Consider the following 21590-nt stretch of genomic DNA (forward strand, 5'->3'; position numbering starts at 1 on the left):
TCCAAGAATATGAACCTGGATCTGGTTCTTCGCCTTTCGGGGTGGGGGATTGGTTTCTGTGGTTCTCTCGAAAATTAGCGTTTTTGATCTTTTGTGGTCAAGTTTTTAAGAGCACACGGTGGATGCCTTGGCATTAGGAGCCGAAGAAGGACGTAGGAATCTGCGATAAGCCTGGGGGAGTCGATAACCGGACTGTGATCCCAGGGTGTCCGAATGGGGAAACCCCGCCAGGGACGCGAGTTGCCTGGTGACCCGCATCTGAACACATAGGGTGCGTGGAGGGAACGCGGGGAAGTGAAACATCTCAGTACCCGCAGGAAGAGAAAACAATAGTGATTCCGTTAGTAGTGGCGAGCGAACGCGGATCAGGCTAAACCGTTCCATGTGTGATAGCCGGCGGGCGTTGCATGGTCGGGGTTGCGGGACTTTCCGTGCTGTCTCTGCCGGGACAGCGAGGTGTGATGTGCAGGCATAGGTGAACGGTCTTGAAAGGCCGGCCAGAGAGGGTGTGAGCCCCGTAACCGTAATGTTGTGTACCGCCTGGGAAGTATCCCAAGTAGCACGGGGCCCGAGAAATCCCGTGCGAATCTGTCAGGACCACCTGATAAGCCTAAATACTCCCTAATGACCGATAGCGGACCAGTACCGTGAGGGAAAGGTGAAAAGTACCCCGGGAGGGGAGTGAAACAGTACCTGAAACCGTGTGCTTACAATCCGTCGGAGCCAGTCTGATTCTGGTGACGGCGTGCCTTTTGAAGAATGAGCCTGCGAGTTAGTGTTACGTCGCGAGGTTAACCCGTGTGGGGCAGCCGTAGCGAAAGCGAGTCTGAATAGGGCGTTGCAGTGGCGTGATCTAGACCCGAAGCGAAGTGATCTACCCATGGCCAGGTTGAAGCGACGGTAAGACGTCGTGGAGGACCGAACCCACTTCAGTTGAAAATGGAGGGGATGAGCTGTGGGTAGGGGTGAAAGGCCAATCAAACTTCGTGATAGCTGGTTCTCCCCGAAATGCATTTAGGTGCAGCGTTGCGTGTTTCTTACCGGAGGTAGAGCTACTGGATGGCTAATGGGCCCTACAAGGTTACTGACGTCAGCCAAACTCCGAATGCCGGTAAGTGAGAGCGCAGCAGTGAGACTGTGGGGGATAAGCTTCATAGTCGAGAGGGAAACAGCCCAGACCACCAACTAAGGCCCCTAAGCGTGTGCTAAGTGGGAAAGGATGTGGAGTTGCGAAGACAACCAGGAGGTTGGCTTAGAAGCAGCCATCCTTAAAAGAGTGCGTAATAGCTCACTGGTCAAGTGATTCCGCGCCGACAATGTAGCGGGGCTCAAGTACACCGCCGAAGTTGTGGCATTCACATTTTATCCAAGCCGCCTCCTTTGTGGGGTTGGTTCAGGAGTGTGGATGGGTAGGGGAGCGTCGTGTGGGCAGTGAAGTCGCGGTGTAAACCAGCGGTGGAGCCTACACGAGTGAGAATGCAGGCATGAGTAGCGAAAGACGGGTGAGAAACCCGTCCGCCGAATGATCAAGGGTTCCAGGGTCAAGCTAATCTGCCCTGGGTAAGTCGGGACCTAAGGCGAGGCCGACAGGCGTAGTCGATGGACAACGGGTTGATATTCCCGTACCGGCGAAAAACCGCCCATGCTGAACAGGGGATACTAACCGCCCGAGACCTGCCCGATCACCCTTGTGGTGTGAGGGTTTTGGTGGAGCGCGGGACCTGATCCTGGGAGGTAAGCGTATTAACAGGTGTGACGCAGGAAGGTAGCCGAGCCGGGCGATGGTTGTCCCGGTCCAAGGATGTAGGGCGAACGGTAGGCAAATCCGCCGTTCATGATGCCTGAGACCTGACGGGACCCCTTTAGGGGGGGATTCGGTGATCCTATGCTGCCTAGAAAAGCATCGACGCGAGGTTTTAGCCGCCCGTACCCCAAACCGACACAGGTGATCAGGTAGAGAATACTAAGGCGATCGAGAGAATTATGGTTAAGGAACTCGGCAAAATGCCCCCGTAACTTCGGGAGAAGGGGGGCCCCAACCTTGATGGACACACGCTGTCCGGAGGGGATCGGGGCCGCAGAGACCAGGGGGAAGCGACTGTTTACTAAAAACACAGGTCCGTGCGAAGTCGCAAGACGATGTATACGGACTGACTCCTGCCCGGTGCTGGAAGGTTAAGAGGACCGGTTAGCCGCAAGGCGAAGCTGAGAATTTAAGCCCCAGTAAACGGCGGTGGTAACTATAACCATCCTAAGGTAGCGAAATTCCTTGTCGGGTAAGTTCCGACCTGCACGAATGGAGTAACGACTTCCCCGCTGTCTCAACCATAAACTCGGCGAAATTGCAGTACGAGTAAAGATGCTCGTTACGCGCAGCAGGACGGAAAGACCCCGAGACCTTTACTATAGTTTGGTATTGGTGTTCGGAGTGGCTTGTGTAGGATAGGTGGGAGACGTTGAAGCCCGGACGCCAGTTCGGGTGGAGTCATCGTTGAAATACCACTCTGGTCACTTTGGACATCTAACTTCGGCCCGTAATCCGGGTCAGGGACAGTGCCTGATGGGTAGTTTAACTGGGGCGGTTGCCTCCTAAAAAGTAACGGAGGCGCCCAAAGGTTCCCTCAGCCTGGTTGGCAATCAGGTGTCGAGTGTAAGTGCACAAGGGAGCTTGACTGTGAGAGAGACATCTCGAGCAGGGACGAAAGTCGGGACTAGTGATCCGGCGGTACATTGTGGAATGGCCGTCGCTCAACGGATAAAAGGTACCTCGGGGATAACAGGCTGATCTTGCCCAAGAGTCCATATCGACGGCATGGTTTGGCACCTCGATGTCGGCTCGTCGCATCCTGGGGCTGGAGTAGGTCCCAAGGGTTGGGCTGTTCGCCCATTAAAGCGGTACGCGAGCTGGGTTTAGAACGTCGTGAGACAGTTCGGTCCCTATCCGCTGCGCGCGCAGGAAATTTGAGAAGGGCTGTCCTTAGTACGAGAGGACCGGGACGGACGAACCTCTGGTGTGTCAGTTGTACTGCCAAGTGCACCGCTGATTAGCTACGTTCGGATGGGATAACCGCTGAAAGCATCTAAGCGGGAAGCTCGCTTCGAGATGAGATTTCCATACACCTTGTGTGTGAGAGGCCCCCAGCCAGACCACTGGGTTGATAGGCCGGATGTGGAAGCGAGGACTAACGACTCGTGAAGCTGACCGGTACTAATAGGCCGATAACTTACACCACACACCCCTTTCGTGAACGGATTCAAAAGACGTTCACACCATGAAAGGGGTAAAAGAAAACAAGACTGCTTGCGTCCACTATGTGGTTCCCAACCAACAAACCCGTTGCGTTGCAGGAACAAAACCACAACAAAATAACAACACCACACCTGCCCTGACCGGCAGGAGCATGTTGTAACCACAGATTTCCCACACACACCCCCCGGGGCGTGTGACGGGTAGAAGGGTTACGGCGGTCATAGCGTGGGGGAAACGCCCGGTCCCATTCCGAACCCGGAAGCTAAGACCCACAGCGCCGATGGTACTGCACCCGGGAGGGTGTGGGAGAGTAGGTCACCGCCGGAACATCATTCAGGTCGAGAGCCCCAACCAGGCAACTGGTTGGGGCTCTCCCACGTTAACCACCAAAACCCACACCCCACACCCACACCCACACCCTCTCTCAGATCCGGCACCCCTCCTACCGGACCCTCTCTCACATCCGGCACCCCTCCTACCGGACCCTCTCTCAGATCCGGCACCCCTCCCGACACACCCTCTCTCAGATCCGGCACCCCTTCTGCCGGCCCCTCTCCCACATCCGGCGGCCGCCCGCCCGGGCACCCGAACCAGGCACCGCCCTCGAACCCCCGCCACCACCGCGAGAGCATCCGGAAACAACCCGCCACAACCGAGAGAGCATCCGGAAACAACCGGCCAGAACTGAGAGAGCGTCCGGAAATAACCGGCCAGAACTGAGAGAGCGTCGCCGTGCTTTGTGGGCCGCTCTCGCACTGCCGCCCTAGACTTACAGTTCATGAGCCACACACCGTCCGGATACCCGGCCAAGCCGGCCACAATCCTTGACGTGGCCGCGGCTGCCGGGGTTTCGCGCCAGACAGTTACCCGGGCGATGAATGACATGCCCGGGATCAAGGAAGCCACCCGCCAGCGGGTGCAGAAGTTGGCGCAGGAGCTCGGTTACACCCCAAGCCGTTTTGCTAAGGGACTCGTCCAGGGAGCAAGGACCTCAGTCGGCCTGGCAATCCCTGATCTCACCAACCCCTATTTCCCGGCGTTTGCCTCAAGCGTCGTGGAATTGGCCACGCTCCGAGGATGGCACGTGGTGGTGGACGACTACGGTCACGGCGGTCGCAGCGGTCTGGACGCCGTCGAGCATCTGGCGCCACAAGTGGACGCGGTGATCGGCTACCTTGGCGGTTACGCCAACCAGGCGCAGTCCGTTCTGGGCCGTCGTCCGCTGATTGTCCTGGACGAAACGCCCGGAGGCGCGGCCGGTAGCATCAACTTCGACTACCAGCATGCGGCGAGGGTGGCTGTGGATCAACTGACGGATTCCAAGCGTCAGCACATCGCCTACCTTGAGGCGCGGTCAGCCTCTGAAAGTGGCGAACCTGCCCCGTGCACTGTCCGCGGGAAAGCTGTGGCTGGTCGCCTGGACGAACTTGGTGCGTCATGGTCACTCATCGTTGCCGAAGAGACAGCAGAGGCCGCCAGGAAGGCAGCAGCTGAATTTCTTCAGGACCATCCGGAGACCGACGGATTTCTGGCATTCAATGATCTGATGGCCGCCGGGGTCTTGAAGGCACTTTCCGCTTCAGGGCGCAGGGTGCCCGCGGACTGTGCGGTTATCGGCATGGACGGTATCCCGCTCGGCGAGCTTCTAAGTCCTCAGCTCAGCACAATGGCGCTGGACCTCCGCGAGGTCGGAAGGACCGCCGTCGAACTTCTTGATGGGTTGCTCTCGGGGGCAGTCAACCCAGGATCACAATCATCCCGGAAGACCTTGAAACATCGGCTGGTCGTCCGGGAAACCACCTGACGGCACACTACTGCCGCCGCAGTGGCGGGAATGCGCCCGCCACTATGTGCCAAAGTGCCCTTCCGGCTGCCCGTCGCAACCGTCAAGCTGGAACGGGACTTAGGCACAGCTGCCCGGGCTGCCGCAGCCCTGCCGCGCGAGTCGCACCCCGGCGGCTCGAGGCCAACTCTTGGACAGGAGCAGGGATGGGACGGCTGGAAAGCAAAGTAGGCCTCATCAGCGGCGGATCGCGCGGGATCGGTGCTGCGATAGCCCGCCGGATGGTTGAAGAAGGCGCAAAGGTGGTCGTCGGTGATGTCCTGGACCAGGAAGGCGCCGCCCTGGCAGCGGAGCTGGGAGACGATGCGCGTTTCGTACACCTCGATGTGACGAGCCCAGCCGACTGGCAGCAGGCGGTACACGCCGCCGTCGCCGAATTTGGCAGTCTCAGCGTGCTGGTCAACAACGCCGGCATTGTGAATTTTGGCCGGATCGATGAGTATCCCCTTGAGGAATGGAGCAGGATCATCGACGTCAACCTCACCGGCGTGTTCAACGGCATCAAGGCTGCGGCCCCGTCCCTCGCGTTGAACGGTGCCGCGTCCATCATCAACATCTCGTCAATTGCGGGCGTCCGCGGATACGAAAGCCTCGCGGGCTATACAGCGTCCAAATGGGGTGTCCGCGGGCTGACAAAGAGCGCGGCCCTCGACCTGGGAGGAACCGGAACGCGGGTGAACTCAGTGCATCCGGGTGTCATTGAAACCCCCATGACAGCGGGCATGACGTTCGACACCGTCCACGTTCCGTTGCATCGGATCGGCCAACCGCGGGAGGTGGCCGACCTGGTTGTGTACCTGGCTTCCGAGGAGTCCTCCTTTGTGACAGGTTCGGAGTTTGTGATCGACGGCGGTGAAACCGCCGGGACCGTGGCGCCCGAGGACGCCGGAGGCTCCCCGGGCTGACCACGCCGGCCCGGGGCCTGTGGACCCTTTTCAACCACGCTGCATTCGCGTACGATCGATAAGACCGTGAACGTTCACGAATGCCAGCCGGTCGTAGTCGTACACCCTGTGCGATTTCCGCAGCCAACCCAGACCCGAGGACCATCATGCCCGTTGAGCCCACAACATCCTGCCTCTCCTCCGCAGCAGGCAGCGGCGCTGGACCCGGCTCCGGGACAGCGGTCAGGCAGGCGGTACACGGCCCGGAGCGGGTCCTCGACGTCGCCGCCGAGCAGGTGGCCGCACTCGCTTCCGTAGCCCCGCCGCTGGGCACGATGCCGGCACGTGCCTACCTTGTCAGCGATGCCCCGCGCTTGCCGCTGAACGGTGTGTGGAAGTTTAGGCTTCACGCCGGAATCAGGCAGGCGCCACAGGACGGCTGGCAGTCGGGCGGGGATCGTCCGGATTTCGGCGACCTTCCGGTACCGTCCAGCTGGCCCATGCACGGCTACGGAACACCCTGGTATACGAACGTTCAGTTCCCCTTTGCCGTGGAACCGCCGCATGTTCCGGACGCCAATCCCGTCGGTGATCTCTTCGTCGAGTTTGAGGCCGGCCCGGAGTACTTCCCGTCAGCCGTGGTCCGCTTCGACGGCATAGAGTCGGCGGGAACTGTGTGGCTGAACGGCACCTTGCTTGGCACCACGCGCGGCAGCCGGCTCGCCCACGAATTCGATGCCACGGGTGTGCTGGTACCGGGACGGAACGTGCTTGCAGTCCAGGTGGCGCAGTTCTCGGCAGCCAGCTATGTGGAAGACCAGGACATGTGGTGGCTGCCCGGCATCTTCCGGGATGTGACGCTGCAGGCGCGGCCGTCGGAGGGACTCGACGACGTCTTCGTCCACGCGGACTATGACCATCGCAGCGGCGAAGGCATCCTCCGCGTAGAGGCGAGCCGGGCAGGGCAGCCGGCTGTCGCCGTCGTACGCATCCCTGAGCTGGGGCTGGAAGTGCCCGCCGGGGACGAGTATCGGCTCCCGGGCATCGAACCGTGGTCGGCAGAGTTGCCGCGGCTGTACGACGCCACGATCAGCACCCCGGGGGAGATAGCCTCGGTGCAATTCGGCTTCCGCACCATCACGATCGAGGATGCCCAGTTCAAGGTGAACGGCCAGCGGATCCTGCTCCGAGGCGTCAACCGCCACGAACACCATCCCAAGCTCGGCCGCGTGGTGCCCAGGGAGGTCATGGAGAGTGAGCTGCGGCTGATGAAGCAGCACAACATCAACGCCATCCGGACCTCGCACTATCCGCCGCACCCGGACTTCCTGGCACTGGCGGACCAGCTTGGCTTCTACGTGGTCCTTGAATGCGACCTTGAGACGCACGGTTTCGAACAGGGCGGCTGGCAGCAGAATCCCAGTGCCGACCCGCAGTGGCAGCAGGCCCTCGTGGACCGGATGTCCCGGACTGTGGAGCGCGACAAAAATCACGCGTCGGTGGTCATGTGGTCCCTGGGCAACGAGGCCGGCACGGGCGAAAACCTTGCGGCGATGTCCCGCTGGACCAAACTCCGCGACCCCTCCAGGCCCATCCACTACGAGGGTGACTGGAGCTCCGCCTACGTGGACGTGTACTCCCGGATGTACGCAAGCCAGGCGGAAACGGAGCTGATCGGCCGTGGCGTGGAACCTCCGCTGGATGATGCGGACCTTGACGCCCGGCGGCGTGCCATGCCGTTCGTCCTGTGCGAGTATGTCCACGCCATGGGCAACGGCCCGGGGGGCATGTCCGAATACCAGGAATTATTCCACCGCCACCCGCGGCTGATGGGCGGCTTTGTGTGGGAGTGGCTGGAGCACGGCATTACCCGAACGGCTCCTGACGGGCAGGAATACTTCGTCTACGGCGGTGACTTCGGTGAGGAGGTCCACGACGGAAACTTCGTCACTGACGGCCTGGTGGACGCCAACCGCGTGCCGCGCCCGGGCCTGCTGGATTTCAAGAAGGTCATCGAACCGCTAACCATTGACGTGGCAGCGGACTGGTCCGGTTTCTCGCTCACCAACCGATTCGATTTCGCTGACACATCGGGGCTGGAGTTCCGCTACTCGGTGGAGGCCGACGGCGTGACGGTCGACGGCGGTTCGGTTGACGTCGCGCCTGTGGCGCCGCAGGGATCGGCCGACGTCCGGTTGCCGGCCGGGCTGCTGGAACGCGCGGGGCTGGCTCCTGCTGTGCTGACGGTCAGGGCAGTCCTCACGGAAGACGCCGCATGGGCGGAGGCAGGCCACGAAGTTGCGTGGGGCCAGGAGTCTGCCAATGTGCACGTGGTCCCGATGCCGGCGGCCACTTCCGCTGTACAGGTGGACGGTGATCTTCTTCGCCTGGGGCCGGCCGTCTTCGATCGCGCGACGGGTTCGCTTGTCCGGCTGGGCGACACCGCCATCGAGGGGCTCCGGCTCCTGCTGTGGCGTGCACCCACAGACAACGATCTCGGTGCGGAGTGGGGAAGCCCGGATCCCCGCCCCGTCGCCACACAGTGGCTGGACGCGGGACTCAACCGGATGCACGGCCGGCTTGTCGGCATTTCCTCCCGGCCCGCGGCAGGCGGCGGGGATGAACTGGTGGTGCGGACGCGGGTTGCCGCCGCCGGCAAGCAGTTCGGTGTGCTGGCCGAATACGCCTGGACCAGTGACGGCTCCAGCGTCAGCGTGCGGACAACGGTCACGCCGGACGGCGCGTGGGTCAACGCAGGCTGGCCAGTGCCGTGGGCGCGCCTAGGAGTGGAACTCGTGATGGGTTCGGCGACCACGTCCGTGGAGTGGTTCGGCCAGGGACCGCACCACAGCTACCCGGACACAGGTCAAGGCACCAAGCTTGGCTGGTACGGCCTGCCCTTGAAGGACCTGGACGTGGAGTACGTCCGGCCCCAGGAATCGGGTGCCCGTTCCGGCGTGTACTCGGCAGCGTTGGAGCTCGACGCCAGCCGGCTCACCATCGGCGGTGAACCGTTCGCACTCACCGTGCGCCCCTACAGCCTGGCGGCACTGGAAGCTGCCACCCATCGGCCCGATCTTGTTCCGGATGGCCGCAGCTACGTGTACCTCGATCACGCGGTACACGGAGTCGGCACTGCGGCCTGCGGTCCGGGGGTGCTGGAAGGCTATCGGCTCGCGCCGCGGGAGGCCGAGTTCTCCTTCATCTTTGGTGTGACTCAGTCCACATAAAGTTGTCAGGCGCCGGGGAGCGCCAATAAGCGGCGGAAGAGGCCGGAAATTCGCGGGATTCCGGGGATTTTCGGTCTTGTCTGCGTGTTTGGGGGTGGATTTGTGTGGGGTGCGGTGGGCGTGTAAAGTAATTTGAGTCGCCGCCGCTGATGCGGAGAGATTGCGACCGACCCCCTTCTGAATGGCCTGGAAAACGGCGCTGTTATGGCGTGCGGTAACCGGGTGGGGACCCTTCCTGTGGTGCTTGTGGCTGGCGGAACGCCGGTTTGCATAGTGTGGCGGGATCGGGTAAGTTTGGGAAGTTGCTCCGGAGCGATCCACGGCTGGGATGTTGTGGTGGTGCCGGGTGTGTCTGTTGTTTGAGAACTCAATAGTGTGCCAAGTTTGTTGATACCAATTTATTTTATGGATTGGTTGAATTGACTGGATCCGCCACCCCGTGGTGTGGTCTGGTTTTTACAGCTGGTTTCAAATTTTGTGCAGTCTGGTTCCGCGTTTTCCCGTGGTTCCTGGTTGTGTCTGTTTTTGTTTTACTTCAACGGAGAGTTTGATCCTGGCTCAGGATGAACGCTGGCGGCGTGCTTAACACATGCAAGTCGAACGATGAACCTCACTTGTGGGGGGATTAGTGGCGAACGGGTGAGTAACACGTGAGTAACCTGCCCTTAACTCTGGGATAAGCCTGGGAAACTGGGTCTAATACCGGATATGACTCCTCATCGCATGGTGGGGGGTGGAAAGCTTTTTGTGGTTTTGGATGGACTCGCGGCCTATCAGCTTGTTGGTGAGGTAATGGCTCACCAAGGCGACGACGGGTAGCCGGCCTGAGAGGGTGACCGGCCACACTGGGACTGAGACACGGCCCAGACTCCTACGGGAGGCAGCAGTGGGGAATATTGCACAATGGGCGAAAGCCTGATGCAGCGACGCCGCGTGAGGGATGACGGCCTTCGGGTTGTAAACCTCTTTCAGTAGGGAAGAAGCGAAAGTGACGGTACCTGCAGAAGAAGCGCCGGCTAACTACGTGCCAGCAGCCGCGGTAATACGTAGGGCGCAAGCGTTATCCGGAATTATTGGGCGTAAAGAGCTCGTAGGCGGTTTGTCGCGTCTGCCGTGAAAGTCCGGGGCTCAACTCCGGATCTGCGGTGGGTACGGGCAGACTAGAGTGATGTAGGGGAGACTGGAATTCCTGGTGTAGCGGTGAAATGCGCAGATATCAGGAGGAACACCGATGGCGAAGGCAGGTCTCTGGGCATTAACTGACGCTGAGGAGCGAAAGCATGGGGAGCGAACAGGATTAGATACCCTGGTAGTCCATGCCGTAAACGTTGGGCACTAGGTGTGGGGGACATTCCACGTTTTCCGCGCCGTAGCTAACGCATTAAGTGCCCCGCCTGGGGAGTACGGCCGCAAGGCTAAAACTCAAAGGAATTGACGGGGGCCCGCACAAGCGGCGGAGCATGCGGATTAATTCGATGCAACGCGAAGAACCTTACCAAGGCTTGACATGGGCCGGACCGGGCTGGAAACAGTCCTTCCCCTTTGGGGCCGGTTCACAGGTGGTGCATGGTTGTCGTCAGCTCGTGTCGTGAGATGTTGGGTTAAGTCCCGCAACGAGCGCAACCCTCGTTCCATGTTGCCAGCGCGTAATGGCGGGGACTCATGGGAGACTGCCGGGGTCAACTCGGAGGAAGGTGGGGACGACGTCAAATCATCATGCCCCTTATGTCTTGGGCTTCACGCATGCTACAATGGCCGGTACAAAGGGTTGCGATACTGTGAGGTGGAGCTAATCCCAAAAAGCCGGTCTCAGTTCGGATTGGGGTCTGCAACTCGACCCCATGAAGTCGGAGTCGCTAGTAATCGCAGATCAGCAACGCTGCGGTGAATACGTTCCCGGGCCTTGTACACACCGCCCGTCAAGTCACGAAAGTTGGTAACACCCGAAGCCGGTGGCCTAACCCCTTGTGGGAGGGAGCTGTCGAAGGTGGGACTGGCGATTGGGACTAAGTCGTAACAAGGTAGCCGTACCGGAAGGTGCGGCTGGATCACCTCCTTTCTAAGGAGCACCTACAGCAACCCTGCCCCGTGTATGCGGGTGTGGTGGTGTTGTCAGGAGTACGCCCGTTGCGCAGACGATAGTTCTGCGGCGGGTGCTCACGGGTGGAATATCAGCAAATAGCGGCCGCATGGTTTTGTCCTTGCCCAGTACGGATGCTCTTGAGTGTCCTGGAACGGCGGGGGCGGGGCGCAGGCGGTTTAGTGTTTGGCACACTGTTGGGTCCTGAGGCAACAGGACCGGGAGGGTTTCTTCCCGGGTTTTGTTTGTTTCTGGTTTCCTGGCTGCACCGATCACACGGTTGTTGTCCCTTTGCGGGGGTGCGTGTGTGGGGTGTGTGGTACGGGGTTGTTGTTTGAGAACTACATAGTGGACGCGAGCATCTTTTATAAGAAGCAATTTCCAAGAATATGAACCTGGATCTGGTTCTTCGCCTTTCGGGGTGGGGGATTGGTTTCTGTGGTTCTCTCGAAAATTAGCGTTTTTGATCTTTTGTGGTCAAGTTTTTAAGAGCACACGGTGGATGCCTTGGCATTAGGAGCCGAAGAAGGACGTAGGAATCTGCGATAAGCCTGGGGGAGTCGATAACCGGACTGTGATCCCAGGGTGTCCGAATGGGGAAACCCCGCCAGGGACGCGAGTTGCCTGGTGACCCGCATCTGAACACATAGGGTGCGTGGAGGGAACGCGGGGAAGTGAAACATCTCAGTACCCGCAGGAAGAGAAAACAATAGTGATTCCGTTAGTAGTGGCGAGCGAACGCGGATCAGGCTAAACCGTTCCATGTGTGATAGCCGGCGGGCGTTGCATGGTCGGGGTTGCGGGACTTTCCGTGCTGTCTCTGCCGGGACAGCGAGGTGTGATGTGCAGGCATAGGTGAACGGTCTTGAAAGGCCGGCCAGAGAGGGTGTGAGCCCCGTAACCGTAATGTTGTGTACCGCCTGGGAAGTATCCCAAGTAGCACGGGGCCCGAGAAATCCCGTGCGAATCTGTCAGGACCACCTGATAAGCCTAAATACTCCCTAATGACCGATAGCGGACCAGTACCGTGAGGGAAAGGTGAAAAGTACCCCGGGAGGGGAGTGAAACAGTACCTGAAACCGTGTGCTTACAATCCGTCGGAGCCAGTCTGATTCTGGTGACGGCGTGCCTTTTGAAGAATGAGCCTGCGAGTTAGTGTTACGTCGCGAGGTTAACCCGTGTGGGGCAGCCGTAGCGAAAGCGAGTCTGAATAGGGCGTTGCAGTGGCGTGATCTAGACCCGAAGCGAAGTGATCTACCCATGGCCAGGTTGAAGCGACGGTAAGACGTCGTGGAGGACCGAACCCACTTCAGTTGAAAATGGAGGGGATGAGCTGTGGGTAGGGGTGAAAGGCCAATCAAACTTCGTGATAGCTGGTTCTCCCCGAAATGCATTTAGGTGCAGCGTTGCGTGTTTCTTACCGGAGGTAGAGCTACTGGATGGCTAATGGGCCCTACAAGGTTACTGACGTCAGCCAAACTCCGAATGCCGGTAAGTGAGAGCGCAGCAGTGAGACTGTGGGGGATAAGCTTCATAGTCGAGAGGGAAACAGCCCAGACCACCAACTAAGGCCCCTAAGCGTGTGCTAAGTGGGAAAGGATGTGGAGTTGCGAAGACAACCAGGAGGTTGGCTTAGAAGCAGCCATCCTTAAAAGAGTGCGTAATAGCTCACTGGTCAAGTGATTCCGCGCCGACAATGTAGCGGGGCTCAAGTACACCGCCGAAGTTGTGGCATTCACATTTTATCCAAGCCGCCTCCTTGTGGGGTTGGTTCAGGAGTGTGGATGGGTAGGGGAGCGTCGTGTGGGCAGTGAAGTCGCGGTGTAAACCAGCGGTGGAGCCTACACGAGTGAGAATGCAGGCATGAGTAGCGAAAGACGGGTGAGAAACCCGTCCGCCGAATGATCAAGGGTTCCAGGGTCAAGCTAATCTGCCCTGGGTAAGTCGGGACCTAAGGCGAGGCCGACAGGCGTAGTCGATGGACAACGGGTTGATATTCCCGTACCGGCGAAAAACCGCCCATGCTGAACAGGGGATACTAACCGCCCGAGACCTGCCCGATCACCCTTGTGGTGTGAGGGTTTTGGTGGAGCGCGGGACCTGATCCTGGGAGGTAAGCGTATTAACAGGTGTGACGCAGGAAGGTAGCCGAGCCGGGCGATGGTTGTCCCGGTCCAAGGATGTAGGGCGAACGGTAGGCAAATCCGCCGTTCATGATGCCTGAGACCTGACGGGACCCCTTTAGGGGGGATTCGGTGATCCTATGCTGCCTAGAAAAGCATCGACGCGAGGTTTTAGCCGCCCGTACCCCAAACCGACACAGGTGATCAGGTAGAGAATACTAAGGCGATCGAGAGAATTATGGTTAAGGAACTCGGCAAAATGCCCCCGTAACTTCGGGAGAAGGGGGGCCCCAACCTTGATGGACACACGCTGTCCGGAGGGGATCGGGGCCGCAGAGACCAGGGGGAAGCGACTGTTTACTAAAAACACAGGTCCGTGCGAAGTCGCAAGACGATGTATACGGACTGACTCCTGCCCGGTGCTGGAAGGTTAAGAGGACCGGTTAGCCGCAAGGCGAAGCTGAGAATTTAAGCCCCAGTAAACGGCGGTGGTAACTATAACCATCCTAAGGTAGCGAAATTCCTTGTCGGGTAAGTTCCGACCTGCACGAATGGAGTAACGACTTCCCCGCTGTCTCAACCATAAACTCGGCGAAATTGCAGTACGAGTAAAGATGCTCGTTACGCGCAGCAGGACGGAAAGACCCCGAGACCTTTACTATAGTTTGGTATTGGTGTTCGGAGTGGCTTGTGTAGGATAGGTGGGAGACGTTGAAGCCCGGACGCCAGTTCGGGTGGAGTCATCGTTGAAATACCACTCTGGTCACTTTGGACATCTAACTTCGGCCCGTAATCCGGGTCAGGGACAGTGCCTGATGGGTAGTTTAACTGGGGCGGTTGCCTCCTAAAAAGTAACGGAGGCGCCCAAAGGTTCCCTCAGCCTGGTTGGCAATCAGGTGTCGAGTGTAAGTGCACAAGGGAGCTTGACTGTGAGAGAGACATCTCGAGCAGGGACGAAAGTCGGGACTAGTGATCCGGCGGTACATTGTGGAATGGCCGTCGCTCAACGGATAAAAGGTACCTCGGGGATAACAGGCTGATCTTGCCCAAGAGTCCATATCGACGGCATGGTTTGGCACCTCGATGTCGGCTCGTCGCATCCTGGGGCTGGAGTAGGTCCCAAGGGTTGGGCTGTTCGCCCATTAAAGCGGTACGCGAGCTGGGTTTAGAACGTCGTGAGACAGTTCGGTCCCTATCCGCTGCGCGCGCAGGAAATTTGAGAAGGGCTGTCCTTAGTACGAGAGGACCGGGACGGACGAACCTCTGGTGTGTCAGTTGTACTGCCAAGTGCACCGCTGATTAGCTACGTTCGGATGGGATAACCGCTGAAAGCATCTAAGCGGGAAGCTCGCTTCGAGATGAGATTTCCATACACCTTGTGTGTGAGAGGCCCCCAGCCAGACCACTGGGTTGATAGGCCGGATGTGGAAGCGAGGACTAACGACTCGTGAAGCTGACCGGTACTAATAGGCCGATAACTTACACCACACACCCCTTTCGTGAACGGATTCAAAAGACGTTCACACCATGAAAGGGGTAAAAAGAAAACAAGACTGCTTGCGTCCACTATGTGGTTCCCAACCAACAAACCCGTTGCGTTGCAGGAACAAAACCACAACAAAATAACAACACCACACCTGCCCTGACCGGCAGGAGCATGTTGTAACCACAGATTTCCCACACACACCCCCAGGGGCGTGTGACGGGTAGAAGGGTTACGGCGGTCATAGCGTGGGGGAAACGCCCGGTCCCATTCCGAACCCGGAAGCTAAGACCCACAGCGCCGATGGTACTGCACCCGGGAGGGTGTGGGAGAGTAGGTCACCGCCGGAACATCATTCAGGTCGAGAGCCCCAACCAGGCAACTGGTTGGGGCTCTCCCACGTTAACCACCAAAACCCCCACCCCACACCCCACACTCCCAGACCCGGCACCCCTCCTACCGGACCCTCTCCCACATCCGGCACCCCTCCCGACACACCCTCTCTCACATCCTGCACCCCTTTTACCGGACCCTCTCCCACATCCGGCGGCCGCCCGCCCGGGCACCCGGACCAGGCACCGCCCTCGAACCCCCGCCATAACCGAGAGAGCATCCGGAAACCACCCGCCACAACCGAGAGAGCGTCGCCCGGGGGAGTGCGTAAGCTGAGAGAGCGTCACGTACCCGTCCCCGGCCGGGCTGCGGAGGCCGTCCGCTGATGGCGAAATACGGGGCCAAAAGGCCTCAAAACCGGTGATTTACCTCAAAAAATGGCGGAAACACGCGGAATTTGCGGACCTGACCGCGGCAAGCTGGTAAGTTTTCGAACAGTGGCTTGTGCGCATGCCGCGTTCAGGCTCCAGAAATCATGACCGTCCAGGAGGACATAAATGGCTAAGAACCGTAGTGAACTTGTTGCAGAGGTAGCAGGCAAGGCAGGCACCAGCCAGGCAGCCGTCAACTCCGTGCTCGATGCACTGTTCGAGGTTTTCGAGACCTCTGTCGCCGCGGGCGAGAAGATCACCATCCCGGGCTGGCTCGCAGTTGAGCGCACCGACCGCGCAGCCCGTACGGGCCGCAACCCGCAGACCGGCGAGACCATCCAGATCGCCGCCGGCCACAGCGTCAAGCTGACCGCGGGCTCCAAGCTGAAGGCTGCTGTCTCCAAGAAGTAGCATCCGGCGTCCAACGCTTGAAAGGGAGCGGCAACCTGAGGGTTGCCGCTCCCTTTGCGATTATGCCGTCGATTCGCGGCGCAGGCACCCGTAGCGGACAATGGATAGGTGCCCTCAGCAGCAAAATCCCGCCCCACCCATCCGCAGCCTTCCCCCACTCCGGGAAAGACGGGGGTCTCTGCGGGCGCTGCGGGTATTTCCCGGCCATGGCAGTTCGCTGGCCTCGCAGCGCTCTTCCTGGGGCTAGCAGCGGCCCTCTTGTTCTCCGGAGCAGCTGCCGCACGCGAGGTGTCTGATCCCGGCGCCCTGATCCGCTGGGGACTCCCCATCAGCAAGGCCATCCACAACGTCTCACTGGCCACTGTGATCGGCGGCCTGATTTTCGCGGTCGGCATCCTGCCGCGCAATGCCAACGGTTCCCGGTCCAAGGACACCGCCACAGCAGAGCACCCGGCGTTCTCCCGTGCCTTGGCCGTGGCGGCCGCCGCAGGCGCTGCGTGGACGCTGTCAGCCATTGCGGTGCTGGTGCTGACCTATTCGGACGTGGCCGGCCAGTCGCTCTCCGGTGATGCGGAATTCACCCGCGCGCTGGTTTACTTCATGACGGACATCGAGACCGGCCGGGCCTGGCTCACCGTCACCATCGTTGCCGCAGTGGTGACCACGGCATTGTTCGGGGTGAGGTCCCTGACGGGCCTGGCCATCACGCTGGTGCTGTCGCTGGCGGGCATGGTGCCCATCGCCCTCATCGGCCACTCCTCTAGCTCCAGCGACCATGAAGGCGCCATCAACTCCCTGGCCCTGCACCTGGTGGGCGTTTCCGCGTGGGTGGGCGGCATCATCATGCTGGCCATCCTGTCCGGCATCCTGACGGGCACGGGCACGGGCGCCAACGCCGGTGCCAAAGCAGCCGGCAAAACGGACATCACCGAGCCCACGCTCCGCCGGTTCTCGTCCCTTGCCGGGTTCGCCTTTGTCCTGGTGTTTGCCTCCGGTGTCATCAATGCAAGCATCCGGATCACCAGCTGGCACAACCTCTTTGGATCCGCCTACGGGCAAATGGTGCTCGCCAAAGCCGTGGCCACCCTGATGCTTGGCGCCATCGGCCTGATGCACCGCCAGTGGGTCATCCCGCAGCTGAACCGCAAGGGCGGCGCTGCGCTTTCCTCCCGGCGGGTGCTGTGGCAATTGGTCATCGCGGAACTGCTGATCATGGGCGCGACGTCGGGAATCGCCGTCGCCCTTGGCCGTTCCGCCCCGCCACAACCCACCACCTTCGCTCCTGACGCCTCCCCGGCCTTCATCCTCTCCGGCTACGAACTGCCGCCTGAGCTGACCCCGGAACGCTGGCTCACCGAATGGCGCCTGGACTGGCTCTGGATTGCCGTAGCAGCGGTCGGCCTGGTGTCGTACTTCCTCGGCGTGGCCAAGGTCCTGCGCCGGGGCGACAAGTGGTCCTGGTTCCGCAGTGTCAACTGGGTGATCGGACTGGTGGTCCTCACCTACGTCACCTCCGGTCCGCCGTCGGTCTACGGGCGCGTGCTGTTTTCCGCGCACATGGTGGATCACATGGCGCTCACCATGGTGGCTCCGATCTTCTTGGTGCTCGGCGCCCCCGTAACGCTCGCGCTGCGCGCCCTGCCTGCACGCGCCGACGGCTCGCGGGGCCTGCGCGAATGGCTGCTGCTGTTCGTGCACTCGAAGTTCTCCCAGCTGGTCACGCACCCGCTCTTCGCCGCGGCCAACTTCGCCGGTTCAATCGTGCTGTTCTACTACTCGGACGCGTTCGGCTACGCCATGCGGGACCACGTGGGCCACGAACTCATGAACCTGCACTTCGCCCTCACCGGCTACATCTTCGTCCTGACCATGATCGGAACGGACCCGCTGCCCCGCCGCGCACCCTACCCGATGCGGCTGCTGCTGCTCCTGGCCACCATGGGCTTCCACGCTTTCTTCGGTGTAGCGATCATGGGAGGCACAGGGCTGCTGGCCGCGGACTACTTCGGCAACCTGGGCCGGACCTGGGGACCCTCCGCGCTGCTCGACCAGCAGATGGGCGGCGCGGTGGCCTGGGGCATCGGCGAAGTACCCACGCTGCTGGTGGCAATCGGCGTCGCCGTGATGTGGTCCCGTTCGGATGCGCGGGAGTCCAAACGGACCGACCGGGCAGCGGACAGGAATAACGACGCCGATCTCACTGCTTACAACGATATGTTTGCCAAGTTGGCTGAACGCGACGCCAAGCTGGCTGAACGCAATTCAAAGCTGGAAGGACGCTGATGAGCGAAACCGTACGGACCCACCACCGGGTCCGCGCCTCTGAACTGGTGGGCCGTAACTGGCTCAACACGGGCGGGAAGTCCCTGGACCTGGAATCCCTGCGTGGCAAGATCGTGCTCCTGGATTTCTGGACCTTCTGCTGCATCAACTGCCTGCACGTTCTCGATGAGCTGCGCCCGCTGGAAGAGAAGTACTCCGACGTCCTGGTGACGGTGGGCGTGCACTCTCCGAAGTTCGAGCACGAGGCCGACCCCGTTGCCCTCGCCGCCGCCGTGGAGCGCTACGAGATCCACCACCCGGTCCTGGACGACCCCGAGCTGGAGACCTGGAAGGCCTACACCGCCCGCGCCTGGCCCACCCTGGTGGTCATCGACCCCGAGGGCTACATCGTGGCGCACCTGTCTGGTGAAGGCCACGCGGACGGTCTGTCCGTGCTGATCCCGGAACTCATCGCCCAGCACGAGGCAAAGGGCACCTTGCACCGCGGCAACGGCCCGTACGTGGCGCCGGAGCCGACGTCGGGCACCTTGCGTTTCCCGGGCAAGGCCCTTTTCCTCCCGGCTGGCCGGGGCACCTCAGCCGGCGGAACGTCCGAAGGCGCCGCTCGCGGCGCGGGCTCCTGGCTCGTCACGGACACCGGCCACCACCGCCTGGTGCAGCTGGACACGGACTTCCACACGGTGCTGCGCACCTACGGCTCCGGGACCAAGGGACACGCCGACGGCCCCGGCGCCGACGTCGACTCGGTCAAACCCGCCGCACAGTTCAACGAACCGCAGGGCCTGGTCCTCCTGCCGGAAGACGTGGCAGCGAAGACGGGCTACGACGTCGTAATTGCCGACTCCGTCAACCACCGCCTCCGCGGGCTGTCCCTTGCGGACGGAACCGTCACCACGCTCGTGGGCAACGGCGTGCAGCGCCTGCTCGAGACAGGGCCGGCGCGGGTGGACGAGGACGCGGCCGGCTTCACCGGACGCCTCAGTGACCATCCCCTGGACGTTGCCCTGAGCTCGCCGTGGGACGTTGTCTGGTCCGCCAAGCTCGACGCCGTGGTGGTGGCCATGGCCGGCGTCCACCAGATCTTCAGCTTTGACCCGATCTCCGGTGCCGTGTCCATCCTTGCCGGTAACGGCTTGGAAGGGCTCCTGGACGGTGCCGCGCACGAGGCCTGGTTCGCCCAGTCGTCCGGCCTGGCCGAGGACGCTGACGGCAACATCTGGGTGGCTGACTCGGAGACCTCCGCGCTCCGCAAACTGGTAATCGACGACGACGGTACGGTCACCGTGGAGTCCGCCGTCGGCAAGGGCCTTTTCGACTTCGGGTTCCGTGACGGCCCGGCCGGGGAGGCAAGGCTGCAGCACCCGCTCGGCGTCACTGTTCTGCCGGACGAATCTGTTGCCATCGCGGACACCTACAACGGTGCGGTGCGCCGCTACGACCCCGCCACCGGGACCGTGTCCACGCTCGCCCGCGGCCTGTCCGAGCCCTCCGACGTGATTGTGGACCACACGCACACCGTCGGTTCCGAGCCGCTGCTGGTGGTGGTGGAAGCCAACAAGCACCAGCTGATCTACGTGCCCATCCCCAAGGAAGCCCAGCAGGTGGACGAGGGCGCCGTGCAGACGCACCGGCCCAAGAGTCCGGTCGCACCCGGCACATTGGAGCTGACCGTTCGCTTCACGGCACCCACCGGGCAGAAGCTCGATGACCGATGGGGGGACCCCACGCAGTTGAAGATCTCCTCCACGCCGCCCGAGTTGCTGGTGGCAGGCGGCGGAACTTCGGTGGGCCTGCAGCGGACGCTGCAGCTCTCCGCCGACGTTCCCGACGGCGTGCTGCACATTACGGCGCGCGCCGCAGCTTGCGACGGACCCGAAACGGCCGACGGCGAGATCCCCGACCACGCTGCCTGCCACCTGTACCAGCAGGACTGGGGCATCCCGGTGTTGCTGCAGGCCGACGGCGACACTGAGCTGGTCCTGGACCTCCGCGGCATGGACTGAGATCCTCCCCAAAAGCACCACAGAAGGCTGCGGCCCGTGACCACGCGTCACGCGCCGCAGCCTTCTGCCGTCTGCGGGCTATTGGCCGCCGCCCAGCCGGGGCCGGCCTAGTAGCTGAGGAGCGGGGTGACCCTGACGGTGTCGCCGTCAACGTCCAGGCGGGTGGTAAAGCTGAAGTCGTGCTCCACGTCCAGGTCGCCCACGATGCCGGTGAACAGGTCGGTTTGCTGCGCCTTCAACCGGGCCTTCCCGTCCAGCGGTGCCACCACCCAACGGCCGCCGAAGGGCTCGATGGAAACCTTCGGGTACTCGCTGATGCTCCAGTCGATGGTTCCCGGCGTCACCCGGTTGAACGTGGCGTGGTAGAACGGGCAGTCGGGCTGGAGTTTCTGCTCCTTCACGGCTTCCGCGGCGCAGGTATCCAGGAATTCCTTGACCTTGGCGCCCACGGCGTCCTTCAGGGCGGGGGTGGCTTCGGTCAGGAGGCTCAGCGGGGCGGTGGGGACGTCACGTCCGGACACCGTGGCACGGGTGGGCGGGGCAGAGAAGTATTCGCCGTTCAGGCTGGCCTCGTACTCCCCTGGATAGAAGACGGCGAAGGAATTGCGGCCGTTGGGCATGTTCACCGGAACACCGTTGAGGGTGGCCTGGTTGGAGTTGACCACTGTGACTTCCAGGACGGGAAGCTTGGCCGGCACGAACGCCCACTTGTTGAAGAAGAGCCATTCGGTCCCGGTCCGCTCCAGCAGGAACTCGGTGCTGAGCCGGCTGCCGTCAATGGTGTAGTCCATCGGAACCATGACCTGGTTCCCGGAGCGTTCCTGGGTCTCGCCGAACTTCACGTTCGTCACCCGGGAAGCCGCCGTTTGCAGGGCCGTTCCGTCCAGCATGGCGGCGTCGCTCTCCGGGACGGAGGCGCGCAGGAGGCCCAGCGCCTTCTCGCCCTCGCCCTTCTGCAAAGCGTCCAGATATTCCCGTACCGGCTGCTCGGGACTCGCCACCGAGGCGTTCACCAGGTTGACCGCGACGATGGCTCCGGCGATGGCAAGCATCAGGCCCAGCAGCCATCCGGCCGCGATCCTCACCAACGCTTGACTCATCTGCACGCACCTTACGTTACCTGCAAGGCGCGTGAAAGCAGGTGCGGGCGACCTCAAGCATGACGCCGCCCGGTGGCTGTCAGACAGTCCGACGGCGGCCGGCCGGCACCCTTGCCAGCCCCGCCGGGGCGCTAGC

7 protein-coding genes and 5 rRNA genes are annotated in these 21590 nt (G+C 61.4%); 11 read left to right on the forward strand and 1 reads right to left on the reverse strand.

What is annotated here, in order from left to right; genetic code table 11:
* Window positions 1-95: 95 nt before the first annotated feature.
* From JOE31_RS02650 to JOE31_RS02700, 11 genes are all read left to right on the forward strand, one after another.
* Window positions 96-3233 (forward strand): 23S ribosomal RNA (locus JOE31_RS02650).
* A gap of 227 nt (window positions 3234-3460) precedes the next feature.
* Window positions 3461-3577, forward strand: a 5S ribosomal RNA gene (gene rrf, locus JOE31_RS02655).
* Window positions 3578-4028: 451 nt separating this feature from the next.
* Window positions 4029-5054 carry a LacI family DNA-binding transcriptional regulator gene (locus tag JOE31_RS02660; RefSeq protein WP_209742008.1) on the forward strand — a complete coding sequence of 342 codons (1026 nt, stop codon included), beginning with the start codon at window positions 4029-4031 and terminating at the stop codon, window positions 5052-5054.
* Between the two features lie 185 nt (window positions 5055-5239).
* On the forward strand, window positions 5240-5998 hold the full coding sequence (locus JOE31_RS02665) for an SDR family oxidoreductase (protein ID WP_209742009.1): 759 nt from the start codon (window positions 5240-5242) through the stop codon (window positions 5996-5998).
* 146 nt (window positions 5999-6144) lie between these two features.
* Window positions 6145-9207 carry a glycoside hydrolase family 2 TIM barrel-domain containing protein gene (locus JOE31_RS02670; RefSeq protein WP_209742010.1) on the forward strand — a complete coding sequence of 1021 codons (3063 nt, stop codon included), beginning with the start codon at window positions 6145-6147 and terminating at the stop codon, window positions 9205-9207.
* Window positions 9208-9742: 535 nt separating this feature from the next.
* A 16S ribosomal RNA gene (locus tag JOE31_RS02675) occupies window positions 9743-11266 on the forward strand.
* A gap of 496 nt (window positions 11267-11762) precedes the next feature.
* Window positions 11763-14898: ribosomal RNA gene (locus tag JOE31_RS02680) — 23S ribosomal RNA — on the forward strand.
* 228 nt (window positions 14899-15126) lie between these two features.
* Window positions 15127-15243 (forward strand): 5S ribosomal RNA (gene rrf, locus JOE31_RS02685).
* Together the 16S, 23S and 5S rRNA genes form the textbook arrangement of a ribosomal RNA operon.
* A 540-nt stretch (window positions 15244-15783) precedes the next feature.
* Window positions 15784-16068 (forward strand): HU family DNA-binding protein, encoded by a 285-nt coding sequence (locus tag JOE31_RS02690; RefSeq protein WP_011693739.1) that lies wholly within the window; start codon window positions 15784-15786, stop codon window positions 16066-16068.
* Between the two features lie 108 nt (window positions 16069-16176).
* A complete protein-coding gene (locus tag JOE31_RS02695; RefSeq protein WP_209742011.1) occupies window positions 16177-18351 on the forward strand; it encodes a cytochrome c oxidase assembly protein in 2175 nt (724 codons plus the stop codon).
* Window positions 18351-20354, forward strand: coding sequence for an NHL domain-containing thioredoxin family protein (locus JOE31_RS02700; RefSeq protein WP_209742012.1), 2004 nt, complete (start codon window positions 18351-18353; stop codon window positions 20352-20354). The genes JOE31_RS02695 and JOE31_RS02700 overlap by 1 nt, the downstream gene beginning before the upstream one ends.
* Before the next feature lie 107 nt (window positions 20355-20461).
* Here the strand turns inward: JOE31_RS02700 and JOE31_RS02705 are convergent, their stop codons facing one another.
* The gene (locus tag JOE31_RS02705; protein ID WP_209742013.1) at window positions 20462-21454 is read right to left on the reverse strand and encodes a hypothetical protein; all 993 of its coding nucleotides are present in this window, start codon (window positions 21452-21454) and stop codon (window positions 20462-20464) included.
* Window positions 21455-21590: the final 136 nt, after the last annotated feature.

The organism is Arthrobacter sp. PvP023, from assembly GCF_017832975.1.
Classification (GTDB): Bacteria; Actinomycetota; Actinomycetes; order Actinomycetales; family Micrococcaceae; genus Arthrobacter.